At 38.7% G+C, this 24,433-nt stretch carries 22 protein-coding genes; 16 read left to right on the top strand and 6 right to left on the bottom strand.

Annotated elements, in window-relative coordinates; all coding sequences use genetic code 11:
• The first annotated feature begins 248 nt into the window (after window positions 1–248).
• The 11 genes from V6R21_RS10245 to V6R21_RS10295 all read left to right on the top strand — a co-directional run bounded on the left by V6R21_RS10245 (window position 249) and on the right by V6R21_RS10295 (window position 9,502).
• Window positions 249–1,184, top strand: coding sequence for a hypothetical protein (locus V6R21_RS10245; protein WP_334243379.1), 936 nt, complete (start codon window positions 249–251; stop codon window positions 1,182–1,184).
• 124 nt (window positions 1,185–1,308) lie between these two features.
• The gene (locus tag V6R21_RS10250; protein ID WP_334243381.1) at window positions 1,309–2,052 is read left to right on the top strand and encodes a hypothetical protein; all 744 of its coding nucleotides are present in this window, start codon (window positions 1,309–1,311) and stop codon (window positions 2,050–2,052) included.
• A 153-nt stretch (window positions 2,053–2,205) separates the two neighbouring features.
• Window positions 2,206–2,538 carry a ribonuclease E inhibitor RraB gene (locus tag V6R21_RS10255; RefSeq protein WP_334243382.1) on the top strand — a complete coding sequence of 111 codons (333 nt, stop codon included), beginning with the start codon at window positions 2,206–2,208 and terminating at the stop codon, window positions 2,536–2,538.
• Window positions 2,539–2,643: 105 nt separating this feature from the next.
• The gene (locus V6R21_RS10260) at window positions 2,644–3,168 is read left to right on the top strand and encodes a hypothetical protein (RefSeq protein WP_334243385.1); all 525 of its coding nucleotides are present in this window, start codon (window positions 2,644–2,646) and stop codon (window positions 3,166–3,168) included.
• Window positions 3,169–3,683: 515 nt separating this feature from the next.
• Window positions 3,684–4,790, top strand: coding sequence for an IS4 family transposase (locus V6R21_RS10265; RefSeq protein ID WP_334240753.1), 1,107 nt, complete (start codon window positions 3,684–3,686; stop codon window positions 4,788–4,790).
• A gap of 16 nt (window positions 4,791–4,806) precedes the next feature.
• Window positions 4,807–5,004: a hypothetical protein gene (locus V6R21_RS10270; RefSeq protein WP_334243387.1), complete on the top strand. Its 198-nt coding sequence runs from the start codon at window positions 4,807–4,809 to the stop codon at window positions 5,002–5,004.
• 93 nt (window positions 5,005–5,097) lie between these two features.
• Window positions 5,098–5,409: a PI-PLC domain-containing protein gene (locus tag V6R21_RS10275; protein WP_334243388.1), complete on the top strand. Its 312-nt coding sequence runs from the start codon at window positions 5,098–5,100 to the stop codon at window positions 5,407–5,409.
• A 262-nt stretch (window positions 5,410–5,671) separates the two neighbouring features.
• The gene (locus tag V6R21_RS10280; RefSeq protein WP_334243391.1) at window positions 5,672–6,736 is read left to right on the top strand and encodes an IS110 family RNA-guided transposase; all 1,065 of its coding nucleotides are present in this window, start codon (window positions 5,672–5,674) and stop codon (window positions 6,734–6,736) included.
• A gap of 314 nt (window positions 6,737–7,050) precedes the next feature.
• Entirely contained in the window at window positions 7,051–8,298 is a 1,248-nt protein-coding gene (locus tag V6R21_RS10285; RefSeq protein WP_334243392.1) for a hypothetical protein, read from the top strand.
• Between the two features lie 135 nt (window positions 8,299–8,433).
• Window positions 8,434–8,724 carry a DUF7710 domain-containing protein gene (locus tag V6R21_RS10290; RefSeq protein WP_334243394.1) on the top strand — a complete coding sequence of 97 codons (291 nt, stop codon included), beginning with the start codon at window positions 8,434–8,436 and terminating at the stop codon, window positions 8,722–8,724.
• Between the two features lie 91 nt (window positions 8,725–8,815).
• The gene (locus V6R21_RS10295) at window positions 8,816–9,502 is read left to right on the top strand and encodes a DUF4304 domain-containing protein (RefSeq protein ID WP_334243397.1); all 687 of its coding nucleotides are present in this window, start codon (window positions 8,816–8,818) and stop codon (window positions 9,500–9,502) included.
• Between the two features lie 337 nt (window positions 9,503–9,839).
• Here the strand turns inward: V6R21_RS10295 and V6R21_RS10300 are convergent, their stop codons facing one another.
• Complete coding sequence (locus V6R21_RS10300) at window positions 9,840–10,997, bottom strand: 2-isopropylmalate synthase (protein ID WP_334243399.1); 1,158 nt, start codon at window positions 10,995–10,997, stop codon at window positions 9,840–9,842.
• Window positions 10,998–11,200: 203 nt separating this feature from the next.
• On the opposite strand from V6R21_RS10300, the gene V6R21_RS10305 reads away from it, so the two are divergent.
• The gene (locus V6R21_RS10305) at window positions 11,201–12,787 is read left to right on the top strand and encodes a hypothetical protein (RefSeq protein ID WP_334243401.1); all 1,587 of its coding nucleotides are present in this window, start codon (window positions 11,201–11,203) and stop codon (window positions 12,785–12,787) included.
• Between the two features lie 60 nt (window positions 12,788–12,847).
• Here the strand turns inward: V6R21_RS10305 and V6R21_RS10310 are convergent, their stop codons facing one another.
• The gene (locus V6R21_RS10310) at window positions 12,848–13,759 is read right to left on the bottom strand and encodes a hypothetical protein (protein ID WP_334243404.1); all 912 of its coding nucleotides are present in this window, start codon (window positions 13,757–13,759) and stop codon (window positions 12,848–12,850) included.
• A gap of 298 nt (window positions 13,760–14,057) precedes the next feature.
• On the opposite strand from V6R21_RS10310, the gene V6R21_RS10315 reads away from it, so the two are divergent.
• Window positions 14,058–14,975 carry a DUF4178 domain-containing protein gene (locus tag V6R21_RS10315; RefSeq protein ID WP_334243406.1) on the top strand — a complete coding sequence of 306 codons (918 nt, stop codon included), beginning with the start codon at window positions 14,058–14,060 and terminating at the stop codon, window positions 14,973–14,975.
• A gap of 59 nt (window positions 14,976–15,034) precedes the next feature.
• Here V6R21_RS10315 and V6R21_RS10320 read toward each other — a convergent pair whose 3' ends face one another.
• From V6R21_RS10320 to V6R21_RS10335, 4 genes are all read right to left on the bottom strand, one after another.
• Window positions 15,035–15,382, bottom strand: a complete 348-nt coding sequence (locus tag V6R21_RS10320; RefSeq protein WP_334243408.1) for an Hpt domain-containing protein — start codon at window positions 15,380–15,382, stop codon at window positions 15,035–15,037.
• A gap of 37 nt (window positions 15,383–15,419) precedes the next feature.
• Complete coding sequence (locus V6R21_RS10325) at window positions 15,420–16,808, bottom strand: sigma-54-dependent transcriptional regulator (RefSeq protein ID WP_334243411.1); 1,389 nt, start codon at window positions 16,806–16,808, stop codon at window positions 15,420–15,422.
• 147 nt (window positions 16,809–16,955) lie between these two features.
• Window positions 16,956–17,687, bottom strand: coding sequence for a tetratricopeptide repeat protein (locus tag V6R21_RS10330; RefSeq protein WP_334243413.1), 732 nt, complete (start codon window positions 17,685–17,687; stop codon window positions 16,956–16,958).
• Between the two features lie 255 nt (window positions 17,688–17,942).
• Complete coding sequence (locus V6R21_RS10335) at window positions 17,943–18,851, bottom strand: nucleoside phosphorylase (RefSeq protein WP_334243416.1); 909 nt, start codon at window positions 18,849–18,851, stop codon at window positions 17,943–17,945.
• Between the two features lie 389 nt (window positions 18,852–19,240).
• Between V6R21_RS10335 and V6R21_RS10340 the strand changes: the two genes are divergently transcribed.
• The 3 genes from V6R21_RS10340 to V6R21_RS10350 all read left to right on the top strand — a co-directional run bounded on the left by V6R21_RS10340 (window position 19,241) and on the right by V6R21_RS10350 (window position 24,425).
• Window positions 19,241–19,588 carry a hypothetical protein gene (locus tag V6R21_RS10340; protein WP_334243418.1) on the top strand — a complete coding sequence of 116 codons (348 nt, stop codon included), beginning with the start codon at window positions 19,241–19,243 and terminating at the stop codon, window positions 19,586–19,588.
• Window positions 19,589–20,134: 546 nt separating this feature from the next.
• Window positions 20,135–21,670, top strand: a complete 1,536-nt coding sequence (locus V6R21_RS10345) for a helix-turn-helix domain-containing protein (protein ID WP_334243420.1) — start codon at window positions 20,135–20,137, stop codon at window positions 21,668–21,670.
• Window positions 21,671–21,752: 82 nt separating this feature from the next.
• On the top strand, window positions 21,753–24,425 hold the full coding sequence (locus tag V6R21_RS10350; RefSeq protein WP_334243423.1) for a TonB-dependent receptor: 2,673 nt from the start codon (window positions 21,753–21,755) through the stop codon (window positions 24,423–24,425).
• The last annotated feature ends 8 nt before the right edge of the window (window positions 24,426–24,433 follow it).

Genomic DNA, 24,433 nt, shown 5'->3' on the forward strand with positions numbered 1-24,433 from the left:
CTTGGCAAGTCGCTTAAAGCAGCCGCGCCAGCCAAAACTTGCCAAAGAGTATATCTGCCCCAACGTTGACAGAAAAGAAAATGAAAAAGCACGGGCATACAACATTGGCTATACGTAATGCGGGCGAAAGTGCTGATATGAAATTAATTATATTAAACAAACTTTACGACAAACGGACAGTGAAGTGCCTCGAAATCCCGCACTACGCATAGCCGAGACCGTTATGGGCAAACCAAAGACAACAAAGAATGACAGAAGAAAGTAAATTATTAGAGGAGGCACAAAAGCATTATCATAGAGAAAATGGACAACATGAAGCAATTCGCCTTTATAAAATACTTTTGGAAAAATATCCCAACAACATTACAGGATGGAGTGATTTGGCTTCAATGCAATACGATATCTTAGATTTTGATAATGCAATAAGGTCTTCTCATAAAATGCTTTCTCTAGACCCAGAAAATGCATGGAATACAGAGATGTTTTTAACTAAACTAAAGTTGTTGAGGAAATTTAAATTTGCCGCTCCCAATCTTTACTTGGACGAAGAAACAAGAGAAGCACATGAAATTAAAGAGCTAGAAGGAGAATTTAGCTTATTCGAACAGATTGAAAAATATTCCATCAAACTACTTGATTTATACAAGGACAATTTAAAAAAGGTTTATGAGCTAAATTTAACATTCTCCTTTACCCTAATTGAATATGGCAAATATCAAGAAGGATTATCATGTTTAAACAAAGCTTTGGAATTAAAAGATTATCGCGTTTTAAAGAGAAGAAACCCATTACCTAATATTTATAATTGGATGTCTACCGCATACTTAGGTCTAAAGGATTATAAGAATGCATTGAAGCATCTTGACATGGCTTTCGAAAATGGACTAGATGAATATGTTTATTTGAAAAAGGCTGAAATTTATAAAGAGATGGGAGATTTGGAAATGCATAACCAAGTAATTGAAGACTTCATTAAAATCGTTGATGACAAAATAAGAACTAAACCTGAAACGGCATATATATCGCAAAAAATAAATGCAATTTTAAAATTAGGAAATATTTTACGAGCAGAAGAAGCACTTAATGACTTTGAGGTTTTAAAGCCGTTTGATGAACGAACTCTAAAAATAATTGCAGAGAAAAAAGCTTTGATTAATAATAAAAAAGCTCATAACAATGTATAAAAATATTAGCCGGGACAGTAGGTTTATCAAGGGTTTAGCCCGCTTTAATTTTCTTGTAATTTGACAGGAAAGTGCCACGAAGTTGGCTACTATTCTTATACTCACCGTTGGCGGTCATTACAAAATGAGAAATAACTTAATTATATTATTAATCGGACTATTATTCTTTCAATGCCAAGAAGTTAAGAAGGGAGAAGTAGAAGATGCTGGCGTAATCGAAGAGTCAATTGATTTTGACACAACTAATATTGTTGAATCAAATACAAATCTGCCTACCCCAGAAGTTCTAATTGATAGTTTGAAAATTGCTAAAAGTGGTGAGTATAAAATAATTCTTAAACAGATTCGAACACCTGACAGTGTTTATGTTGAATTTGAATTATATAAAAAGGAGAATTTAGGATGGAAGCACCTTCAATATTTCAGTATTGAAAAAGACGGAATTACAAGTCTTGATGCTGAATTTATAGACTTTAACAACGACAATTATAATGATTTGACCTTTAAAAGAGGTGTCGCAGCAAGGGGTGCAAATGAATTAAGAAGTCTCTTCGTCTTCGATAAGGAAAAGGAAAAATTAATCCACATTACGAATTCCAATAATTATCCGAACCTCAGATACAATGCAGAACTTGACTGCATAGATGCTTGGTTAATATATGGTGGAAGCTCTACAGTATTTTTAAAACTAGAAGCAGACACATTGAGAGAATTTGCAGGTGTCAGTTTGCTGGACACAAGAGATGTTTACACCCTTGACAGAAATGGCAACAAGAAGATGCTGAGTCAAGATGTAATAAAAGATTCTGTTGTTTACAGAAGGTATTCAAACTATAATCCCTTGAAAGTAAACGAAGAGTATGAATAAAAACGAATCGCCAACAAGGTGTATAGTGCATCCCCTTCGGAATACGCACCATACACAAACCGTTGTACTGCATATGGGAGTAAAACGTAGATAAAGAAATCCAAGTCAAATCTAACCAAACAATGAATTCAAATTAAAAATCACGAACAATCAATGAAGTGGGAATTATCAAGAATTTACTATGCATTCGAGAAGCTCAGTAACTTAAATTGGGATACAAGCAACGATTTGAAGTGGGGTTTTACTTTTTTTGCTAAAAGCAAAACAACTTTGAATAAAATATTTGATGAATTGGTCGACTACAACTACCACATAGACAAATTTGAAAAAAGAGAAGATTTAGATTTATGGATGTTGCACGTAACTAAAATCGAAACACTACTGCCTGACAAACTTCACCGTCGAAACTTAGCATTCGAACAATTGGCCAATTCATTCGACGAATCGGATTACGATGGGTGGAGTGTTGAAAAAACTGAGAACTAACAATTATTAGAATACTGAAAAAATACGCAGCACAACAATGGCTAGCAGCAATAGTCGCTTAGGCCTACACACAAACCAAAACTACAGCTGCTAGCCTCGCCGTTAGTGGCAATTATGGAAATGAGTAAATTCAGAATATTATATAAAGCTATAATTGTGATTTTAGCTTTAAATCAATCTTGCATAACACCTAGCACTGATGAAATTCAAAAAATTGATAAGCCAGACTATTTAAAAATTAAGAGTTTTGGAATAGGTGAAACAGGACAAATTATTTATCAGTTCTATCAGAAATATGGTTTTACAGATTTAGAGGAACAACTTATTTTAATTACTAAACCTGAAAAGATTGATTTTTTGACTTCTGATTTACCTTTAAATTTGACGGATTTACAAAATCTTGAAAAGATAGATGTACGTAAATTTAAACGAGATACATCAATCATTTATGAAGTCGAAAAATATATACATTCTGATATGAGGCTTGAATCCGAAGAGTTTGATTCATCTAAAAATAAATCAGTTTTCCATGTAAAAGGAAAATATAAGTTTGTTCAAACTGATTCTGTTGAAACTCTTTGGTTGTTTGATAAACAAACAGGACTGATGTATATTGAATCGAAGAAATGAAAATGCCACTAACAAAGGCTAAAAAAGCATAGCGTTATTAGTAAAATTGGTAGGTTATTGCGTGTAAGCATACCCGCTACAAATTAAATGAATTTCAAAGGCGTGGCTATTTAGCAGACGGAAAGGTAATTTCTTCGAAATGCTTTTTAGTCGAGCCGTTGTGGTTTAGTAAAGTATTCATGATAAAGTTAAAGCTCTTCATATTTGTATGTATAATCTTTCAATCCATTACAGTTTTAGGACAAGGGAATGAAAAAATCAATCAAGATGTATGCGAACCTCATTTAGATACTCTAACAAATATGAATGTTTACTTTGTTGTGGAAAATCCACCAGTACCAAATGGAGGAATGGTAAGCCTACACTCTACGGTACAGTTTTAATAACAAAGTGAGTTAAGGGTGTAATGCTGGATTACAGGATATTTGCAGGTTATTTAAGGGCTGATTGGGGCAAGAAAAAGCAAAGGTCTAACTTTGCCGTTCGCCAAAACCACAAGCCAGACCTTTACCTTTATGTTGACTGCAAATATACTTGAAATCCTCTGCGGTTTCCAAATCGTCAAAGGCAAACCAAGCAAACAGGTACTAGCCAAGCTAATTACGGCCTTGGTGGAAGATGAAAATGTGCAATTTCATCAGATAGCCAAAAACTTGCCATCCAAGGCGCAAAAAGCTTCTCGGACCAAGCAAGTCAAACGCTTTATGTCAGGAGCTGTGTTCAATTATCAGGCCCTGATGGCATGGTTGTTTTCCTGCCTGCCATCCGGAAAGATCACCCTCTGCATTGACCGAACCAACTGGCAGTCCAGAAAGCAGGCAGTGAATATTCTGGCCGTGACAGCCTACAGTCATGGCGTGGGTTTCCCACTGGCTTTTCGGCTACTGGACAAAAAAGGAAACAGCCACCAGCAGGAGCGTATTGATTTGCTGAAGGAAGTGCTTCAGATTGTACCTCCCGAGCGGATCGGGAAAGTGATTGCAGACCGGGAGTTTATCGGCAAAAAGTGGCTTCGGTTTATGACCATGCAAGGGATTGTCTTCTGCGTTCGGATTCCATCACACCACAAAATCAGCATCGATGGTGTGGAGAAAACAGGAGAGGTATGGAGCAAAGAAGGCTTTCGCTGTACTGACCGAAGAGCGACGATCTATGGAATGGACCTGACTCTTTCCATGCAGATGACCAAGGATAAAAACGGGCGAAAGGACTACCTGATCGTAGTCTCAAACCTGATGAAAAGAGGCTTGCTGTCAAGCTATAGAAAACGGTGGAGCATCGAGGTGTTCTTCCAGTCGCTCAAAGGGCGGGGATTCAACCTGGAAGCCACTCACCTGACCAAATTGGATCGGCTTGAAAGACTTTTTGCTGTGGTGTGTATGGCCTTTGCTGTTTGTCACTTATTTGGCGTGGCTTTCCATGAAAAAGTACAAAACATAAAAGTAAAGAACCACGGTTACAGGGAGAACAGCTATTTCAGAAAGGGAAAAGATCTGTTGCAGGAACATTTCTGTACGAGATCCCGCCAAGTAGGTAATGAGATCAAAGGACTTTGGAAGAAGTTTTGGAGGGGAATTAGTCCCAAAACACCATCTGAAAAACTGGTTTTTAGTTGGTTATAAAAAAGTGTACCGTAGAGTGGCACTCAATAACCTGAATTCTTTTTTGTCGGGTTATAAATTTGAACATAAAAACTCCATTGATACAATTGAAGTAATTAAAACGGTAAGAAATGGAGAGGCAGTCGTTCAACATGTTATTTCAATGGGAACTGATGGGATAACTATAAAAGGAAATTTGGAAAATGAGGGAAACAATAAAACCTTTGAATTTTGATCACCTGATAGAGGAAGTGAAAATCACAATCTGATTGAGTTACTTTTTCATTTAATGTTTGCCTATGTTTCTGAGCCTAAAACTGAAAATTATTTGGAACAACTTGAGCAGTATTTTGATTTTCGATTAGGCTTAAAAAAACTGAGTAATGATCCATTGACTTATAAATTGTACGGATCAATTTCAGTAGACGAAGCAGATGAATTATATGATTTTTTTGATTCTCTCCCTATTGATAAGGTCGTTCTGATTGATATGTCAAACTTTAATGGAATGGGGACAATGTTTGATGAAGATTTTCTTGAATTATCTGAATCTCATAAAAAAGTCACTTGGATTAATTGTTCTAAGGGAGCTAAAGATACTCTTGAGCGCTCAGGTATAAAAAGTAAAAGAATTAAATAAATATTCATATAATTGCACATCATATAAAAGTACAATTTCTTTATTTACTTGGGGTATGTTCAGCAGGGAAGAGTAAGGGCTCAAATACTAAGTATACATTTTGTAATACAGTGCGCAAGGGACTCCCTTCCCTGTATATTCTTTCAGAACCTGAACAGTACCTAAGGACACAGGCTTATACCTGTGATCCAGCATCAAAAATGAGTAAAGGTGAGCAAAGAATAGGAACATTTCAGATGTATAATACCAAACTCTCTCTACTATGGCGGTTAAGTATTCCCTCGGTATCGACATGTCCAAACAAAACTTCAAGGTATGTTTCCTATCCAAGTATCTTGATGGACATTGCAAGGTGAAAGGCAGCAAAGGATTTGAAAACTCTTTGGCAGGCTTTACCAGATTCAAGGAGTGGTATGAGCAGCGGCAAAGGGAAAAGTTACCTTGCAGTTTTGTACTGGAGGCAACCGGCAACTACCATGAGCAGCTGGCTTGGTTTCTTTTTAGAGAAGGGCAGACTGTTCATGTAGTATTGGCCAACCGGGCGAAAAACTACCTGAAGAGTTTGGGGTTGAAGAGTAAAAATGATCACATCGATGCAAAGGGATTAGCCCAAATGGGGGCAGATCAGCAACTATCGGTTTGGCAGCCATTGTCTGAAAACCTGTATGTGCTTCGAAGCATGACCCGTTACCATGAGGACCTGTGCAAAGTACTGGTACAATTCAAGAACCAGTCCAAGCAACTGACATACAGCATGTACCCACTCCGAGAAGTTGCTGAGGGGCTTCAAGTTGCATTGGAGGCAATAGAAAAACAGCTTCAGGAAATAGAGCAACAGATCGGGTTATTGATTGAAAAAGATGAGGCTTTGCGTAAAAAAGTAGCATACATGACTTCAGTCAAGGGAGTCGGTCTGATGACAGCTGCTGTAGTAGTGGCTGAGACCAATGGGTTTTCACTGGTTCATAACGGAAAGCAACTCACTAGTTATGCCGGCTATGATGTGCGGGAAAACCAGTCAGGTCAGCGGCGGGGTACTACTAGTATCTCCAAGAAAGGGAACAGTCATATACGCCGGATCATGCACATGGCCGCTTTGAATGTAGTGCGCTATAAAGTGGGAAATTTCAGCAACCTTCAGCAACGGGTCTATGAGCGCTCGGGCTATAAAATGAAAGGCTATGTGGCTGTACAGTCCAAGCTTTTGAGATTACTCTATACTTTATGGAAAACAGAGCAATGTTTTGAACCTAGGTGGTCAGAAAAGAATACAAAAGGTCTAATCAATGAAACTAAAAGTCAGGAAAGAGATATGAATCGCTCTTAAGGGCGGGAAATGACAGCGTGTGAGTGAAACGAGCTAAGCGAAAATTTCCGCCTGAAAAGGCGATACTAGTCTGCTTTTGCCAAATAAAAAGTAGCCACACGATGGTGGCTACACGGGGTAGATACAGAAAATGTTTTTCTATGATCTCCTCTCAAAGAGCAATCTACAAAAAATACAAAAATTTTTCTTGCATTTAATCACAGTACCTTGTGCTAACATTATATATGAATTCATAATCGCGCAAACTAAAAACTCAGTATGAAGCTAGGATTCATACACTTAGCATTGGTAGTGATTTGCCTTCGGAGAAAATTATGAGGAAAATAGGATTAATCTTTACTATAGTTATCTCAATTTTAGTTTTGAGAATTAATTTTAAGCTTCACTCGGAGAATCATTCATTGAGTGAGACAAAGAAGGATATATTATTACAATTGGATTTTCTTGAGACAGAATTGAAAGAGAAGAATCTTGGCGTTAGAATGCAAAGGATTTTTCCAGAAGGTTTCGTTTTCGTAAATGCATTATATGGATTGGCATGGTGTGAATTAGCAATAGCAGATTCAGAAGATAAGGTGTTGAAGCAAAAGGCAATAAGTGAGGCTATTTATGCCTTTGATAATATTGATTCTGATCAGGCAAAGTGGACTTTCCCAAATCATTTACCATTAGAATATGGAGTCTTTTATAACGGTTGGAGAAACTATCTACTTTCTAAGATTTTTTGTGTAGACAAAGAATTTGAAAACCATAAATACTATTTAAAAAAATTCCTACAACAAAGTGACTTAATAGAGAATGCCATTAGCTCTTCTCAAACACCATATTTAGAGTCATATAGAGGTCAATCTTGGCCTGCTGATTCTTATGTTGCAATGGCTTCATTAGCAAATTATTCGAGGACTTTTGGAACTCGTTATGATAAAATGATTAGCCTGTGGTTAGAAAATGTAACTGAAAGGTTAGACGCTAAAACAGGCATGATTCCGCATAAAACGAACTCTAAGACAGGGATATCTACTCAAGGAGCTCGTGGATGTTCAATGATCTTAATGCTTAGAATGCTTGGTGAAATTGATACTAAAATTGCAAGAGAACAATATGGGTTGTTTTCTAATAATTTTATAACTGAGATACTTGGACTACCTGTAATTAGAGAATACCCGAAAGGGCAAACCGGTTTTGGAGATATCGATTCAGGACCTGTGATTTTTGGAGTAGGTTTTTCTGCTACTATAGTTGGGATAGGAACTTTCGCAATGTTTGATCAATATGACCTATCACAGCGACAATATAAGACCGTACACTCCTTTGGACTTGACAGGAAAACAAAGAAAAATAAGAAATATTTATTGGGAACATTACCTATGGCAGACGCATTTATAGCTTGGGGCAGAGCTACAGAGTTAAACTTTAGACCTGACTCGAATAAATCCAATAGAAAATTATGGCGATTTAAATTTCATGCTATTTCAGGACTGATTGTAATAGTGTTATGGACTATTTACTATAGGAGATGGATTTGGAGACATATAAAAACTACCATCAACACACGGTCATAAAACATTGCGCGGGAAGAGGTATATTTGAGCAACATAACAATTAATCAGCGTTCTTGCACGGGGATAGCACAGAGGCATGGAATTGCGCAACGATTTTATACCGTGGGAACGTAGGTAATTAAAAACAAATACAAAATGAACTCTGATTTCGTTTGGATATTCAACAACTCGATGGACTCAATATCTGGAGGTGTGTTCAGGTCTAAAGATATAGCTGAAAAGTGGATTAAGGAGAACTCATTAAATGGAATTTTGACAAAATATCCATTGGATCAAGGTGTTCTTGATTGGGCGATAGAAAATGACCTTGTTGGAATGAGACCTGAAACTCTGGAAAATGTTAAAAATAATCCTAAAAGAGTTGGAGAATTTACTTCCGCTTCTATGGAACACTTTCATTATGAAGGCGGAGAAATAATAAAATAAAAACGAACTACAACAATGGCTAAAATGCATGCCCAACCAACCTAACCGTTGCACGACATCTTAGCCGGAACGTTATGGGCAATTAGAATAAATGGACGCAGCAGAATTTAAAAAATTAGTAGCAAAACACTTTTCACCAAGGATAAGAGAACATGGCTGGAAAGGCTCAGGATTTCACTTTCGGAAAAATCAAGACAACCATGTAGTTGAAATCTTTGGCCTACAAGGAAGTTGGTTTGGTGGCTCAGTATGTTGCGAAACAGCAATTCATTTTGACTTTATTCCAGATTTAGCAGGTAAATCATTTAATAAAGCGACATACGCAAGTTGTATTATCAGAGAACGACTATCGCCAAAAGGTGAAGGTGACCATCATTGGACATTCAGAGATAATGAAGAAGATAATGTAAATTCAATAAATCAAATCTGGGATGCATTTGAGATATATGGTCAAAGATTTTATAAGGACTTCAACAACTTTCCAGAGCCTTTTTTATCAATCGCACCAGAAGATTTCGATCAAACTAGCTTCTTAGAATTTGGCAAGAAAAAAAGAGTCAAAATCTTGGATAAGTATTACGTCCATAATGAAATCCACCTGACTTGGTTACTTAAGGAGATAAATAGCTTTATTGGTAAAAGTGACTTGGCTATTAAGTTTGGAGAGCTTGGAATGAAAATGACATACGACCATGCAAATGAAATGGCAAAATCTACTAAGGGAAAAGTGGACCAAGCTTACGTTGACAAGAATAAGGAATTATTTAAGATGAAGTGAAAAATCAATAACAAGGTGTATAGTGCATGCCTTTCGGGGTTACGCCATACACAAGACCGTTATAAGCCAATTGGAAAGTCCTGCGTTTTGGTGGAGAGGTGGCAAGCAAGGAGATAAGGAAGTTATTTAAAGGAAACAATAAAGATTAGCCAGACCCTGATGGATTTGGCTTTTTGTGTCTGCTCTATAACCTTGAAAGGTTAATATTAACAGCAAAAAGAAAAGGCTCCCATAGGGAACCTTATCTTACCACATACTAACCATATATAAACACATATAACATAAACTGCAATTTTAAACTGTCGCCTCTTCCGTTCTGCACTAATCAGTTTCTCACTTAGGCAACTTTCAGTTTCTTCATCAGTTCGTGTAGGTTGTCGTCTTCAACAACTGAAACAACATCCGCTACTTTAAGGAATTCTTCATAAGCAACGTTCAAAGTTTCAGTTTGAAGCTCAAAGCCTAGGGCTTTCAGCTTATGGTGAAGCGCAGCTCTACCACTTCTGGCAGTCAGGACAATCGAAGATGCATTGACTCCTACTTCTGCTGGATCAATGATTTCATAGTTGTCCCTGTTTTTGATAAAGCCATCCTGATGGATGCCTGATGAGTGGGCAAATGCATTGCTACCCACAATGGCTTTGTTTGGCTGTACCGGCATATGCATCGTCTGTGATACAAGCTGGCTGATTCCAAACAAATGCTGAGACTTGATATCTGTATAATAGTCAAGCCATTTATGCTTGCGCAGTGCCATTACTACTTCTTCCAATGAAGTGTTACCGGCACGTTCTCCGATACCGTTGATGGTACACTCAATCTGTCTTGCACCGTTTTGTACACCTGTGATGGAGTTGGCTGTAGCCATACCCAAGTCGTTATGACAGTGAGTGGAAATAATGGCTTTATCAATACCTTTTACATTCTCCTTCAGGTATTTGATCTTTTGGCCATATTCCTCTGGAATACAATAGCCTGTAGTGTCTGGAATGTTAACTACAGTAGCACCAGCCGCAATTACGGCTTCAATTACTTGCGCAAGGTATTCGTTGTCAGTTCTGCCTGCATCTTCTGCATAGAACTCAACATCTTCTACATATTTCTTTGCGAGTTTCACTGCCCAAACGCCTCTTTCGATTACCTGCTCGCGAGTCAGGTGCAATTTTGTGAAAACATGCTGGTCTGAAGTACCAAGTCCGGTATGGATTCTTGGCCTTTTTGCTTTCTTGAGTGCCTCTGCAGCACAAATGATATCTTTTTCAACCGCACGGCTTAGTCCACATACGGTTACGTCTTTTACAGTTTCGGCTATTCTGCTGACGGACTCAAAATCACCAGGGCTAGAAATAGGGAAGCCCGCTTCAATGATGTCCACACCGAGCTCTTCAAGTGACTTTGCGATGATCAGTTTTTCTTCAGTATTCAGTCTGCATCCAGGGACTTGTTCTCCATCCCTAAGGGTCGTATCGAAAATGAAAACTTTGTTATCGCTCATAGTGATCAAAGGTTCTTTAGTTTCTTTTAAAAAGTTTTATAAAAAGCTCGAATGGTTGTCGTTTAATTTTTTTTAAAGAAATAAGTCAGAAAATTATTTTGAAAATCAAAAAAATGGCTTTTTACGGTTTCTAATGTTTTGGTTTGATTGACTTATGCTTAATTTTAGGGTATTGAGTGATGTTTGACTGATTTATTAATACGATGTCTAAGGAGAAATCAGAGAGTCTGTTTTTATTAATTAAAAGCTTGTCTAAGTCGGAAAAGCGGTATTTCAAGCTTTTTGTGTCGCAGCAGGACAGCAAGGCTACGGACAAAAAATTTGTGCGATTATTTGATGTAATTGACGGTATGGAGGTGTATGATGAAACGAGAATTTCAGTACATGCACCTGAGCTGAAGGCTTCGCAGTTGCCTAATCAGAAAGCCCATCTTTACAAGCGTATTCTTCAGGCTCTCCGTCAATATGAGCGTGGTAAGCTGACCGATATTGACATCCGTGAAATGATAGACTATGCCGAGCTGCTTTTTAACAGAAGCTTGTATGACCAGTGTGTGGAGGTATTGAAAAAGGCCCGTAGAAAAGCAGAACAACATGATAACCTTGAACTGTTACTTGAAATCTATAAATGGGAGAAGATTGTGCTCTCCATGACCCTGAGTAAGAATAATGAGGACAGGGTGAACAAGATTGTAAAAGGGGTTGAAACAACGAACAACCGGATCAATAACATCAACAGGTTTACGAACCTTACAGTAAAATTGAATTCACTGTACCTGAAGATGGGATATGTAAAAAACCGGAAAGACCATGAGGCTGTTAGCAAGTTGTTTCACGATGAGATGGTACCTTATGACGAACGCAGACTTTCATTTACAGAAAAACTCAACCTGTATGTCCTGTATGTCGGGTATTATTTCTTTATACAGGATGTGGACAAGGCTTATATGTACGCATATAAGCTGGTGAATATGTTTGATGAAAAAGACCTGCTGATGTTGCCAAGGTTGGATATGTACATTCGTGGCTTGAACTCACTGATGATCGCTCAGTACAAGCTGAATAAGTACCGTGAGTTTGTAGAGACTCGAAACAAACTTAAACGACTGAATAAGCTGCCATCCTCTTTGCTCAATGACAATATCAGGATCAAACTGTTCAAGTATTCCTATGTACATGAGTTTAACAGGCTGTTTATGCTGGGCAACTTTAAAGAAGGGGTGGAGCGTTTTGAACGGATCGAGCCACATATTGACTTCTTTGTTGAAAAGCTGGATAAGCACTCAAGAATGATCCTCTTTTATAAGATTGCATGTCTTTATGTGGGTGACAGTAATTACAGGGGGGCTGTATATTGGCTAAACCGTATTATCAATACGGAGTATGTGGAGAATGATATGAGAGAGGATATCCACAGCTTTGCCCGTATCCTGAGTTTGATATGTCATTATGAGCTGGAGAATATTGATGTAATGGAATATTTGGTACGTTCTACATACCGATTCCTTTACAAGAAAGGCAACCTGTATTTGGTTCACTTGTACATTCTTCACTTTCTGAAGAAACTGAACAAGGAGATGACTCCTAAAGAACTGATGCATGAGTTTGTCAAGCTTCGGGAACAACTGTTGCCCTTGGAAGATGACCCTTATGAAAGAAGGCCTTTTATCTATTTTGATATTATCTCATGGTTGCAAAGCAAGATATCAGGGCAACCTGTAGAAGAAATTATTCAGGCAAAAGCAAAGAAAAGGATAGGAAAGGATTATCCTGTTTTAAGGCAAGGGTGAAAATAAAAAGCCACTTCATTGATTTGAAGTGGCTTTTCATTTTTATAAAGGCATGATAAATCAGTCATTTCTTTTTCTCCATCTACCGATTTCAATCTCAGTAGTTGTGCTGTTGTCGCCAGTTTCTACAGTTAATGTAGCTACCTTGTCACATTCACCTGTACCGAAATCCAAGGTGATGCTTCTATCACCTGCCTGAATGTGTTTTGAACCACTTACAGGAATCCATAATAGTTTGCTTGCAATGTCACAAGAAAGAGTGGTAACAACTGGAGCATCTTCCGAAATGGTAGTAGTGTAAGCCGTTCCATTTCTGTTTGTGCCAGTAGCACTACCAGTAAGTGTTCTTTCTCCTCCAAGCGAGTGTGTCATGCTCCACTCTGCTTCTCTGGTAACTTCAGTGCCATCTTCAAAAGTAATTTTTCCGCCTGTCAATACAGCCGTGTGGACAAATTGACCTTCAGCTACCTTTTCAGATGTTCTGGTACGGGTACCTTCAATTTTGGTTCCGTTTACCTCATAACCATCAAGTGAAATAGTGTACTGGCCAGCAAAAGCATTGTCCTCTCCACCTAATGTGAATGTGTGCGTCAAGGTTACAATGCCTTTTCTTACCCTGTCTCCACTTTCATTGGAGCATCCTTCAGTACCGAAATCAAGTGTAACCGTTTTGGTATAAACCAGTTGGTTGTCTTTGAACTCTGAGTCTTCAGAAGCCGTGATACTGACACAGGCATCGATGCCTTCTACAGTAGCAACCCTTCCGTTGCTGTTTGCAGAAGCCTCATAGACCTGAATGGCTTCTTCTTCAGCAAGGTCAAATTCCATATCTGCATTGGCGTCGTCATTTGCAAGGTTCTTGTCTTCAGCTGTGATTTCAGGTTGTGCACCATTTTCTTCACTATTGTCACAAGCAGTAAAAAGGGTTATTGCAACAGCAACTGAAAGTACTTTTAATAGTGTCTTTTTCATGTGATGAAAAAAGTTTAATTAATATTATTGAATAAGTTGAACTAATTAAACTAATACAATTACTGTACTAGTTTTGAAGCTATTTGCCACTTAGACTGTTATTGGTTGGGAAGGTTTAAATTGGTATGAAAAAAAATGATTTGCCTTTTTGCAAGTAGTAATGAAACATTTTCAATACAGTTGGGGTAAAATTAAGAACCGGTATATATACAGTAGACGACCTGTGTATTTGCCTTACTTACATTAAATAGTGATATTAATATCTTTACAGTGTCAAATTAACTAACGAAATAATTTTATGATACAAGATTCATACTTGCCATCGAGCTTGACAGACTACCTGCCATTTGATGTCGCTTCAAAGCTCTCGGAACTGCCGGAAGAAGCACAGATGGAGTTTACTTATGAGATGAGTAGGCAGGAAAAAAACTTACCTTTGGCCTACTTCCTTCATTTTATGATAATGGGTTCTTACGGGTACCAAAATAAGTGGCTACTTCAGCTGTTATTCTGGGTGACCTTTGGTGGGTTAGGTGTTTGGTGGCTAGCGTTATGGTTTCTGATTCCTGGGCAGATCAGGAGAACCAATCGGAAAAATGCCTATAAGGTAATCAGGAGGTTGATGTTGAAGTATAATCCGAAGAGAAGGTTTAGCGGACATAAAGAACCAAAGGTGGATACAAGGCAACTTGTCAAGCCAAGACCTCTTAATATAGATGTAAACCCTGCTGACCTTACGATTAATAACCTGAAAAAGGGTTATATGGTAGACCACCGTATGAGAACATGGAAAGTTGTGGATGAACATCAGCTAGACTGGCATAATGGTGTGACAGACCGTGAGTTCCATTTGGTAAGTGATACGGATTCTCTCTATATCTATTTGCTTAATGATAAAGCGCATCAGACAGTGCTGACCATGACTAAGGTGAATATTTTCCAGTTGGATGAAAACCTTGAAAGACAATTGGCAACGCTTAACAGGCCTTCCAATGTATTGTCATTTAACGGGGAGCAGTACTTTAGGGAGTCTGAGCTGAAAGGTTACCTGTTTGAAGGTTTTGATGGGGATCAAGTAAGGCAGTGGTTCTATTACAGTGCTGACCGCAAGAAAGTAATCAAGATACTTCATGTTGGAAGAGGAGGTTCGTTGGTAGCTACAGTAGGACAGGTAGTAGGAGAGGAGGAGTTTATCGATATTTTGCCAAACAGCTAATTATCGTTGATAAAAAAGGAAAGGAAACCGCATGCAGTGGTTTCCTTTTTTTATGCTTTTCAAAGCGTAGCTAATTTAGAGTTGAGTTCTTCAATAAGCTGTGCACAGAGTATTTCTAACTCTATAAAGTTGTTTGGTATTGATTCGACGTTTTCAAGGTGTTTGGTATTTTGCTCTATGGCTAACACCTTACTTCGAATTTGCTCACATGCCACAAAGTTGATGGATGACTTGAGGCTGTGTAAGTGATGATGTGCATTTTGCCAGTCTTTAGCTTCGATGTATTTTTTAGCTAATGAAAGGTCTTCAGGGGCTTTTTCGATAAAAAGCTCAATCATTTCCTTCAGTAGCGTATAGTTGTTGTTTCCAAACTTGAGTATATATGAAAAATCAGATAGTTGTTGCATGTAGAAAAAGTAAAGTTCTGGATTGAAGAATTATGTTTTAATCATTGGGTATAGATTCCATTTCTTTTAAATAACGGTAAATAGTAGACTTTCCAACCTGAAGAATGTCAGCTACCTGAATGACATTGTTGTTGTATTTGTCCATTAGCATTTTGACAATGGCGAAGGTATACTCCCTCATGGTCATTTCTTTTTGAAGTAGCTGGTCATCTTGGTTGATGCTGTTAAACTGTATGTCTTCTGCTGTGATCTCACCACCACCACTCATAACTGCTGCCAATTCAATAACTGCTTTTAGCTCCCTGATGTTGCCCGGGAAGTGATAATGCATCAGTTTGGTTTGGGCATCTTTGGAGAGCGTAAGGTTTTCCATACGGTTTTCTTCAGCAAACTGCTTGATCAGGTGTTGGCTGATGAGTAATATATCGCTGCCACGCTCACGAAGAGGCGGAAGGTAAATCGGTAAACCTAACAGGCGGTAGTAAAGGTCTTCTCTGAAGTTGCCATTTTTCACTTCCTGTACCAAGTCACGGTGTGTAGCAGTAATGATCCTTACATCCAACTTGATAGGTGCATTGCTACCAATTCGAGATACTTCTCTTTCCTGAATGACCCTAAGCAGTTTTGCTTGGAGATTGATATCCATTTCTCCAATTTCATCCAAGAAAATAGTGCCTTTGTTGGCTTCTTCGAACTTACCGATTCGTCTTGACATGGCGCCGGTAAAGGCACCTTTCTCATGACCGAAAAGTTCACTTTCGAGAAGAGGTTCAGGAATGGCTGCAATATTGACAGCGATAAAAGGACCATTTTTTCTGGACGAGTTAAAGTGGATAGCTTTTGCTACAACCTCTTTACCGGTACCAGTTTCTCCGGTGATCGAAACAGTAATGTTGTTGTTGACAGTCTTTTGCAGCATGCTGAAGATTTTTTGCATAGGCTGGCTGATACCAATAATGGTTTTGCTGAACTCGTACTTGTCCTGAAGTTTTTCTCTTAGTGTCTCTACCTCTTGAGCAAGTTCAATATTCTGTTTCGCATTATTGATGCTATTCAGTAACCTTTCACGAAGATCTTCATCATCTTTGGATATATAGTCAAATACCCCAATCTTAAAAAGGTCAACAGCAGCTTTCACATCACTCTGTCCTGAGATAATAATTACAGGCATCCTTGGATGCATCTGTTTGATGCGCTTCAATACCAATTCTCCTGTTACATCAGGCAGGGTATAGTCCAGTGTAATAATGGAGGGTTTCTCATCCAATGCATCAATCAGCTCCCGACCTGTAGAAAAAAGGCGGACATCATGAGTAGGGTCCAAAGTAAGCAGGTATTCCAACATTTTTGAAAATACCGGATTATCTTCAGCCGCAAATATTTTGACAGAGCTATGATTGGATAATGAACTATTATTGGACTTCATGTGGTTGTGTAAATCCTGTTGATGATCGTATCACTTTATATAAAAGTGGAAATAATTTTGAATTCTGTCAATCAAAACCTTTAATCAGGCAATAAAGTGTCTCTTTAGAATAAAGGTTTTGACTGTACAGTTCTCAGAAGCTCGGTTTTATTGACAGTATTTTGCCAGTGCATCGGCAGCTTCATTTACACCAAGGTTATTGGCTTTTCTAAGCAGTGAACAGATTTCTTCATCCGGATCACCCTTCAGTCCTGATTTGGACAGGGCTAAGTAGTAGTAAGCCTCACCATATTCTTTGTCTAAGGCAATGGCTTTTTCGAGGTCAGCTACAGCGTTGTTGAAATCCAGCTTAACCATTTTAAGTCTTGCTCTATGCAGGAATACCAGTTTGTCTTTCCCATTTGACAGTTCTTCCGCTTTGTTGAAGTCTTCCATAGCTTCGTTTGCATCACCATCTGCTACTTCTGCTAAAGCTTTATTTAGGAATGCCTCATATTGGGAGTTGTCAATCGTAATGGCACTGCGGTAATCTTCAATGGCAGCCTTATGGTTACTTAGTTTGCGCTGTACGTTTCCTCTGTTGTAGTAGTATTTGTACTGAGTGGAATCTAAGTCGATAGCCTCCGTGAAAGTATTTAGCGCTTTGCTGTTTTCATCTAACAGGAAATAAGCCACGCCTTTTACATTCATAGCATCGTGATTGTTCGCATCAATCTTCAGAGCTTCGTCAGTCAGTGAAATGGCTTCTCTGTATTTTCCAAGATCCATTTTGGCTTTCGCTTGCTGCGTATAGTCCTCAGATGAGGTAGATTGGCAACTTGTAAGTGCGACGCCTGTAAGCGAAAAAAATGTCAGTGCTTTATAGATCAGTTTTTTCATGCTGAGTTTATGTTTATCAAAGGTGCAATGCGGCAAACTTGTTAGCCACTTATACACCAAAAGTGAATGGTTATATCCGATTTTGAATGTGGTAGTTTGCGATTTTTGTCTCTAACACACTTTCTATAAGTGATTGCAAATTTAATATTTCTTTTGAATAGGCAGCCGTTTATTGAATCTCAAAATAAGAAGCCACAAAAAAAGAACGACTCCAAATGCCTGAAGTCGTTAGGTGTATATCAAAAATACGGAAGACTACTTGGTCTTACTTTTATGAGTAAGGTTACGGAGTAGTTTTTCTATCATAGGCTCGAGTGACTTATTTGGATTGATAGCTGTGTTGCCAGTTACCAGATTTGACGTGATGATACCAGCCGACATTGCATTGTGCCCAAGCAGACGTGAAATGGCATAGAAAGCAGAAGTTTCCATGTCCATGGCAGAAATCCAGAAGTTTTCCTTGTTGAATCTTGCCAACTCTGTCTGTAAATGTGGAAAACTTACCTTGTACCGGAGCTGCCTTCCTTGGGGAGCATAATACCCTGGCATCGTTACAATGTTGCCTTTCTGAATTCCAGTTCCAGCCTTTTGAAGCAAACTCTCATCACCAAAGGAACAGTAAGGTGTTTCGGGTAGTGCTACTTCTGATTTGAGCAGGTTGCAGATGTTCTTTTCCTTGTCGCTCATTTCCCACTCATAAAACTTCATCAGGTTGTCCAGCCCTATGGCATATTCATTGACGAAGTGACTGCCTACAGGGATGTCTTCCTGAAGGCTAGTAAGTGTACCGATACGGATCAGGTTTAGCTTTCTTAATGAGTCACGCTGTCTCTTAGTCTCTAGGTTGGTGTTGACCAAGGTATCTAACTCATTTAGCAGGATTTCAATATTGTCAATACCCATACCTGTTGAAATGACAGTGATGGGAGTACCTTTGTAAAGTCCTGTATGCGTAGCGAATTCCCTGCGAACCACTTCGTGCTCAACCCTGTCAAACAGGTTGCTGACCAAGTGTACATTTCCCAGATCACTCACTGTAATTACTGTATCAGCTACCTGTTCCGGATGCAGGTTCAAATGCAGAATACTTTTGTCGTGATTCAGCACCAATGAAGTATCGTTGAATTCAGGTTCAGATGTTTTTTTCTTGCTGAATAGAGACATGATTGGTGAAAAAGTTTGGTTTAAAGATAAATAGTTTTGGATTAGCTAGCTAAAACGCTTTTTGGAATAGTTGTTATCACCAAAAAAGCTGCCTATTGTTTTAAAAATAGCACTTTTCCAATAATTATTTAATTAACGATTAAATTCTTAATAAATATATCTGTTTCGTAATATGTCTTGAAATAGACCAAGAACCTGTGTATATTTTTAATTAGGATTAAACACTTTCATTACATCATACAGATTAGCTACATAATCTTTCTGATTGGGCGTGTAAGTGTTTTGTCTGAAAACCCAAAGCACACATAAACAACACAGGAGTGATAAGTCAATACTATCACGAGATCACTCCCAAAATAATTGCACGAACAGTATAAATAAACCAAATAATGAAGACAATTGAACAATTTAGCCTACGGAATATCGTCCTGATTGAAAGATACTTGAATGATTCAATGAATCCGAAGGAAAAAAGAGAGTTTCTTGTCCGACTGAGTGTAGATGATGAATTGAGGGAAGATTTTGACATGGTCGTGGATGCATTTTTCCAAGGAGAAGAGCAAGCAACCGAAGATGAAAACTCATTTTGGTTTAAAATCAAGCAGGCTCGACAGAAAAGTATCGTCCTGAGTAAAGCTGATATTGCCCGCGATATAGTAGGGTATGGAATGTTTGCAGTTGGCGTAGCAGGAGCACTTGTATTGATATGTAGTGTAGTGGTCTCCGTGATTTCATAAGTGTGTTGAAAAGTAATTTCTCAGTTGCTGCTAACGATTACCTTTATCAGGTTTTACTCCCTTAAAAAATTAGTAACAAATACAACTATTTACCCTTTCAGCGAAAATTTGCCCAATGGGCATAAAAAAGGCTACCTTAAAAATAAGGTAGCTTTTTTTTGAAAACGAAAAATTAAATGTCTGATTGACAGCGTTAAGCACCTTTATATGAATAATAAGAGGTGATTAGAATTCTATTCTTAGGAATATATTGCAAACATAATTAAACAGATTTATAACTCAAAGCGAAATTTCGCTTTATGGCGTAATTTTGCTCAATACGTAATGGAAATTAGTATTTAAGTGATATTTTTACAGAAAAACCAAGTATCAGCATTGCTGAGATAAGATGCTCGCTGGAATGAGAGCAAAGCGGCAAAACCTGTTTTTTTACCACTGAAAACAAGCTAAGCCAATCTAATGGTCAACTTACTGTACTAACCAAGCTGGTCACGTCTTATTCCGGAAAAATCTAATTTGTGCTATTTCAGCAATTTTTTATCAGCTGTGACTGGCAGTATCAACACGCATAATACCAACAAACAAGTGATAAGGGAGGAAAATATACGTTTGATTTTAGGGCTGAAGGTAAGGATGAAGCGACAGGAGTTGCAGATGTCCTTGTCTGAACTGGCTAAAAAGGCAGATATGTCCGTATCATACCTGAATGAGATTGAGAAAGGGAAAAAGTACCCGAAAAGAAGCAAGATTCTGGCATTGTCAGGGGCATTGGGTGTTTCATATGATCAATTAGTATCATTGAAAATTTCCAAAAAACTTGGTGCGCTATCAGATCTGCTGACGTCTGATATCTTACATGAGCTTCCGCTTGACGTTTTCGGTATTGAGCCTAGAAACCTGATAGAGCTAATGTCTGATGCACCGGCTAAACTGAGTGCATTTGTCAATACTATTGTGGAGATCTCTCGAAACTATGCCTTGACAGTGGAGAGTCTTTACTTCTCTGTGCTAAGGTCTTATCAGGAGATGCACGACAACTATTTTGAAGAGATTGAGCGTTTGGCCGACTCTTTCCGAGAGGAGTTTCTAAGTGGAGAGCGGAGTAAGGGTGAAGTGCTGCGTGAGTATCTTCAAAAGGAATGTGGTTATGCAATTGATGAGGAAAAGCTAGGACAAGAGGAAGTCTTGAACAGTTTCCGCTCAGTGCTGAAAGAAGAAGGAGGGAAAAAGCTGCTGCTTGTCAACAAGAACCTGAATGAAAGGCAGCGTTGCTTTATTTTTACTCGTGAGATTGCTTACCACCTAATGGAGCTGGAAGAACGTTCCAATACATATTCATGGTTGAAGGTAGCTTCTTTTGATGTATTGCTAAACGATTATAAGGCTACTTATTTCGCAGGAGCTGTGGCGTTACCGGAAGCAATGCTGGTTGAGGACTTGAATGAAATTCTCAATGCAGATGAATTCAGGGCTGAGACTTTTGTTGAAAAGATGAGGTTTAGAAAAGCCTCTCCAGAAACCTATATTCACAGGTTGACGAGTATGTTGCCGAAAAACTTTGAGTTGAATAAGCTGTTTTTCCTGAGACTGGACCATATGCCTGGTGAAAATCAGTACCTTTTGACCAAAGAATTGCATCTTGATGGGTTACACAGCCCTCATGGTACAGTTTTGAGTGAACATTATTGCAGAAGGTGGGTTTCTCTTAAAGTGTTTCAACAACTTGAAGAGCATCTTGCACAAGGAGGTGACTCAAATGCTGTGGTTTGTTCAGCTCAGATTTCAAGATATATTACTTCAGGGAAAGAGTATTTTTGTATCAGTATAGCAAGGCCTACGCCTTCACCTTCTACTGAAAAAACGCATACTAGTATCACGATAGGGTTCTTGATGAATGATGCCTTTAAGCAACGATTCAAGTTCTGGAGATCGGAGAAATTGAAAGTGGAGTTTGTAAACGAAACATGCGAACGTTGTCCTGCTTCCGACTGTTCGGTCAGGGCGGCAAAACCATCTGTGCTCGAACGGCAAAAGAAAGAGACAGAATTGAATAAGGCACTTACCTCATTGATGGCTGAATAAATCAGAATCAGGCAGCAAAAGGTGTTTTTTGTTGCCTGATTTGTATTATTGTGGTGAGAATGTAACTGACTGGCTGGTGTATATGCGCTTTTTTGACCAACATATCCTAAAGATATTACTCATATTTTTTATCTGGATCGCAGGATTCACTTTTTCCTTTGGGCAAAAAGCTGATCAGCAGCTTTATACCTTTCGGATGATTGAAGAATCATATCCGGCTCTAATTGACACGCTTTCCAAAGTTGCCAACCTCAACTTCATTTATAGTGATGATAATATTCCATTGATCACCAGAGTTACCATTGACTTGCGGAATGAGCCTATTACTGCTGCATTGGATGAAATGTTCGATGGGCGTTTTCTTGCCTATGAGTTAGACGGTCAGGATGTGATGATCAAGGTCGTTAGGCAGCCTTTTGATTCAAGGGCAGGGCAAAAGTTGAAAAGATACACCATTAGTGGGACTATCTTTGATGAAGAGACCGGAGAAGAACTGATTGGAACCACGATCTATATTAAAGACCTTTTGAGTGGTACGGTGGCGAATGACCACGGTTTTTATTCCTTGTCATTACCTGAAGGTAACTATACATTGGTTTTCAGTACTGTTGGTTACGGAAAGCGAGAGTTGACAATCAACTTACTGGAAAACCGAGGGATCAGCCAGTATTTGACGCCTGAACAGCAGGAGTTGAAGGAAGTAGTGGTCATTGGAAGCGACGAAGTGAACGGGGAAGACTTACAACGTTTGCACAGTTCAACGAGAATAAACCCACTTTCAGTCCGTCAGATGCCCATGCTTTTAGGTGAGGCTGATGTAGTAAGGGCTCTCCAAATGATGCCAGGTGTACAAACTCAATCCGAAGGAGCTGCGGGTTTTTCTATCAGGGGAGGTGGTACAGATCAGAACCTTGTCTTGGTGGACGATACACCTATCTATAATGTATCTCACTTATTAGGGCTATACTCTATTTTCAATTCGGATGCATTAAAGGATGTGGAGCTTTACAAGTCGGGTATTCCACCTAAATATGGTGGAAGGCTATCCTCAGTGCTGGATGTACGACTGAAAGAAGGAAACAAGAATAAGTTTAGTGTAGCTGGTGGAATAGGCACTATTGCTGGCAGGGTTATGCTGGAAGGTCCTCTTGTTCAGAATAAATCATCTTACATTCTTTCTGCAAGAAGAACTTATCTGGATTTGTTGTTTCCGGGAGGTGGTTATAATAGTGGCAATTCAGCAACCAATGTGTTGAATTTCTATGATATAAATTTCAAGGTAACACATACATTGGGCAAAAATGATAAGCTAAACCTGTCGTTCTACTCCGGCAGAGACAAGTTTGGTATCCGTGATATCCAAACGAGTGACTGGGGAAATAATTCATTATCACTGAGGTGGCGTAAGGTGATAAATCCTAAGCTTTTCAGTAATACAAACTTGTGGTATACAGACTATAAGGCAACGTCACTCCTGAATTATGTAGAAGACTATGGTTACCAAACGACTTACAGCCTTCAGGATGCTGGAATCACTCAGGACTTTACCTACTTCATTGCGCCTAAGTTTACATTTGATTTTGGAGCGGATATCACTTTCCATTATTACACATTTGGTGAAATTACGCCCGTATCAGAAAATACCTTGCTCGAAGCAGAAGATGCCCGCCCAGTCAGGGCATTGGAATCAGCATTTTATGCTAATCTTGAACATGAATTGACTCCAAAGTTACGTGTGAGGTATGGCTTGAGGTATTCCCGTTTTGATTCTTTCTCCAAGAGAAGAGAGTACATTTATGATACTGAAGATATCGTAGCGCCAGGAACATCTGAAGCGAATATTGTAGATACCTTATTCAATGCGAATTCCAGCGAGATTATCAATACCCATCAAGGATTTGAACCTCGACTGGCAATGAATTACCTGATTGATGACAACAATTCTTTCAAGGTAGCTTATGACAGGACAAGGCAGTACTTGCATCAACTAGCGGTGTCTTCAATACCAACTCCGACATCAGGTTTCTGGATTCCGGCAGATAAGTATATTCCTCCTCAAATAGGGAATCAGACATCTTTTGCTTACACACGATTGTTGAACAATAAGTCGCTGGAATTGACCTTGGGTGGATATTATAAGAATATGGATAACCAGATTGACTTTAAACCAAACTCTGGTTCCACAATTACAGACCATGTAGAGACAGATGTACTGATTGGAGAAGGAGAAGCTTATGGATTGGAATTCTTGCTTCGAAAACAGAAAGGTAAGTTTACTGGGTGGACCAGTTATACATGGTCTTCAGCAACGAGACAGATTGAAGGGATTAATGAAGGGGTAGCCTACCCAACCAACTTTGACCGGACCCATAATTTCTCTCTGGTCATGGATTACAAAATAAGTGAACAGCTTAACTTAACTGCCAGTTGGTCATTTGCTTCTGGTTTGGCTTATACATTCCCTGTCGGAAAGTATGGTGTAGGGGATTTTCAAGTGCCTGTTTATTCAGGTCGAAATGGTTTCAGATTACCAGCAACTCACCATTTGGATCTTTCCTGCACGATTTTCAGAAAGATGTCACCGGACAAAAAGAATGAAAGTAACTTCAACTTTTCGATCTACAATGTATATGCACGCAAAAATACCTTTGCTTATGTATTTAGACAAAGTGTAGAAGACCCGACAAGAACAGAAGTCGTAAAGCTTTACTTGTTTAGTATATTGCCGGCATTCTCATACAATTTCAGATTCTAGCTTGATAC

This window comes from Limibacter armeniacum (assembly GCF_036880985.1).
In the GTDB taxonomy this organism is placed as follows: Bacteria; Bacteroidota; Bacteroidia; order Cytophagales; family Flammeovirgaceae; genus Limibacter; species Limibacter armeniacum.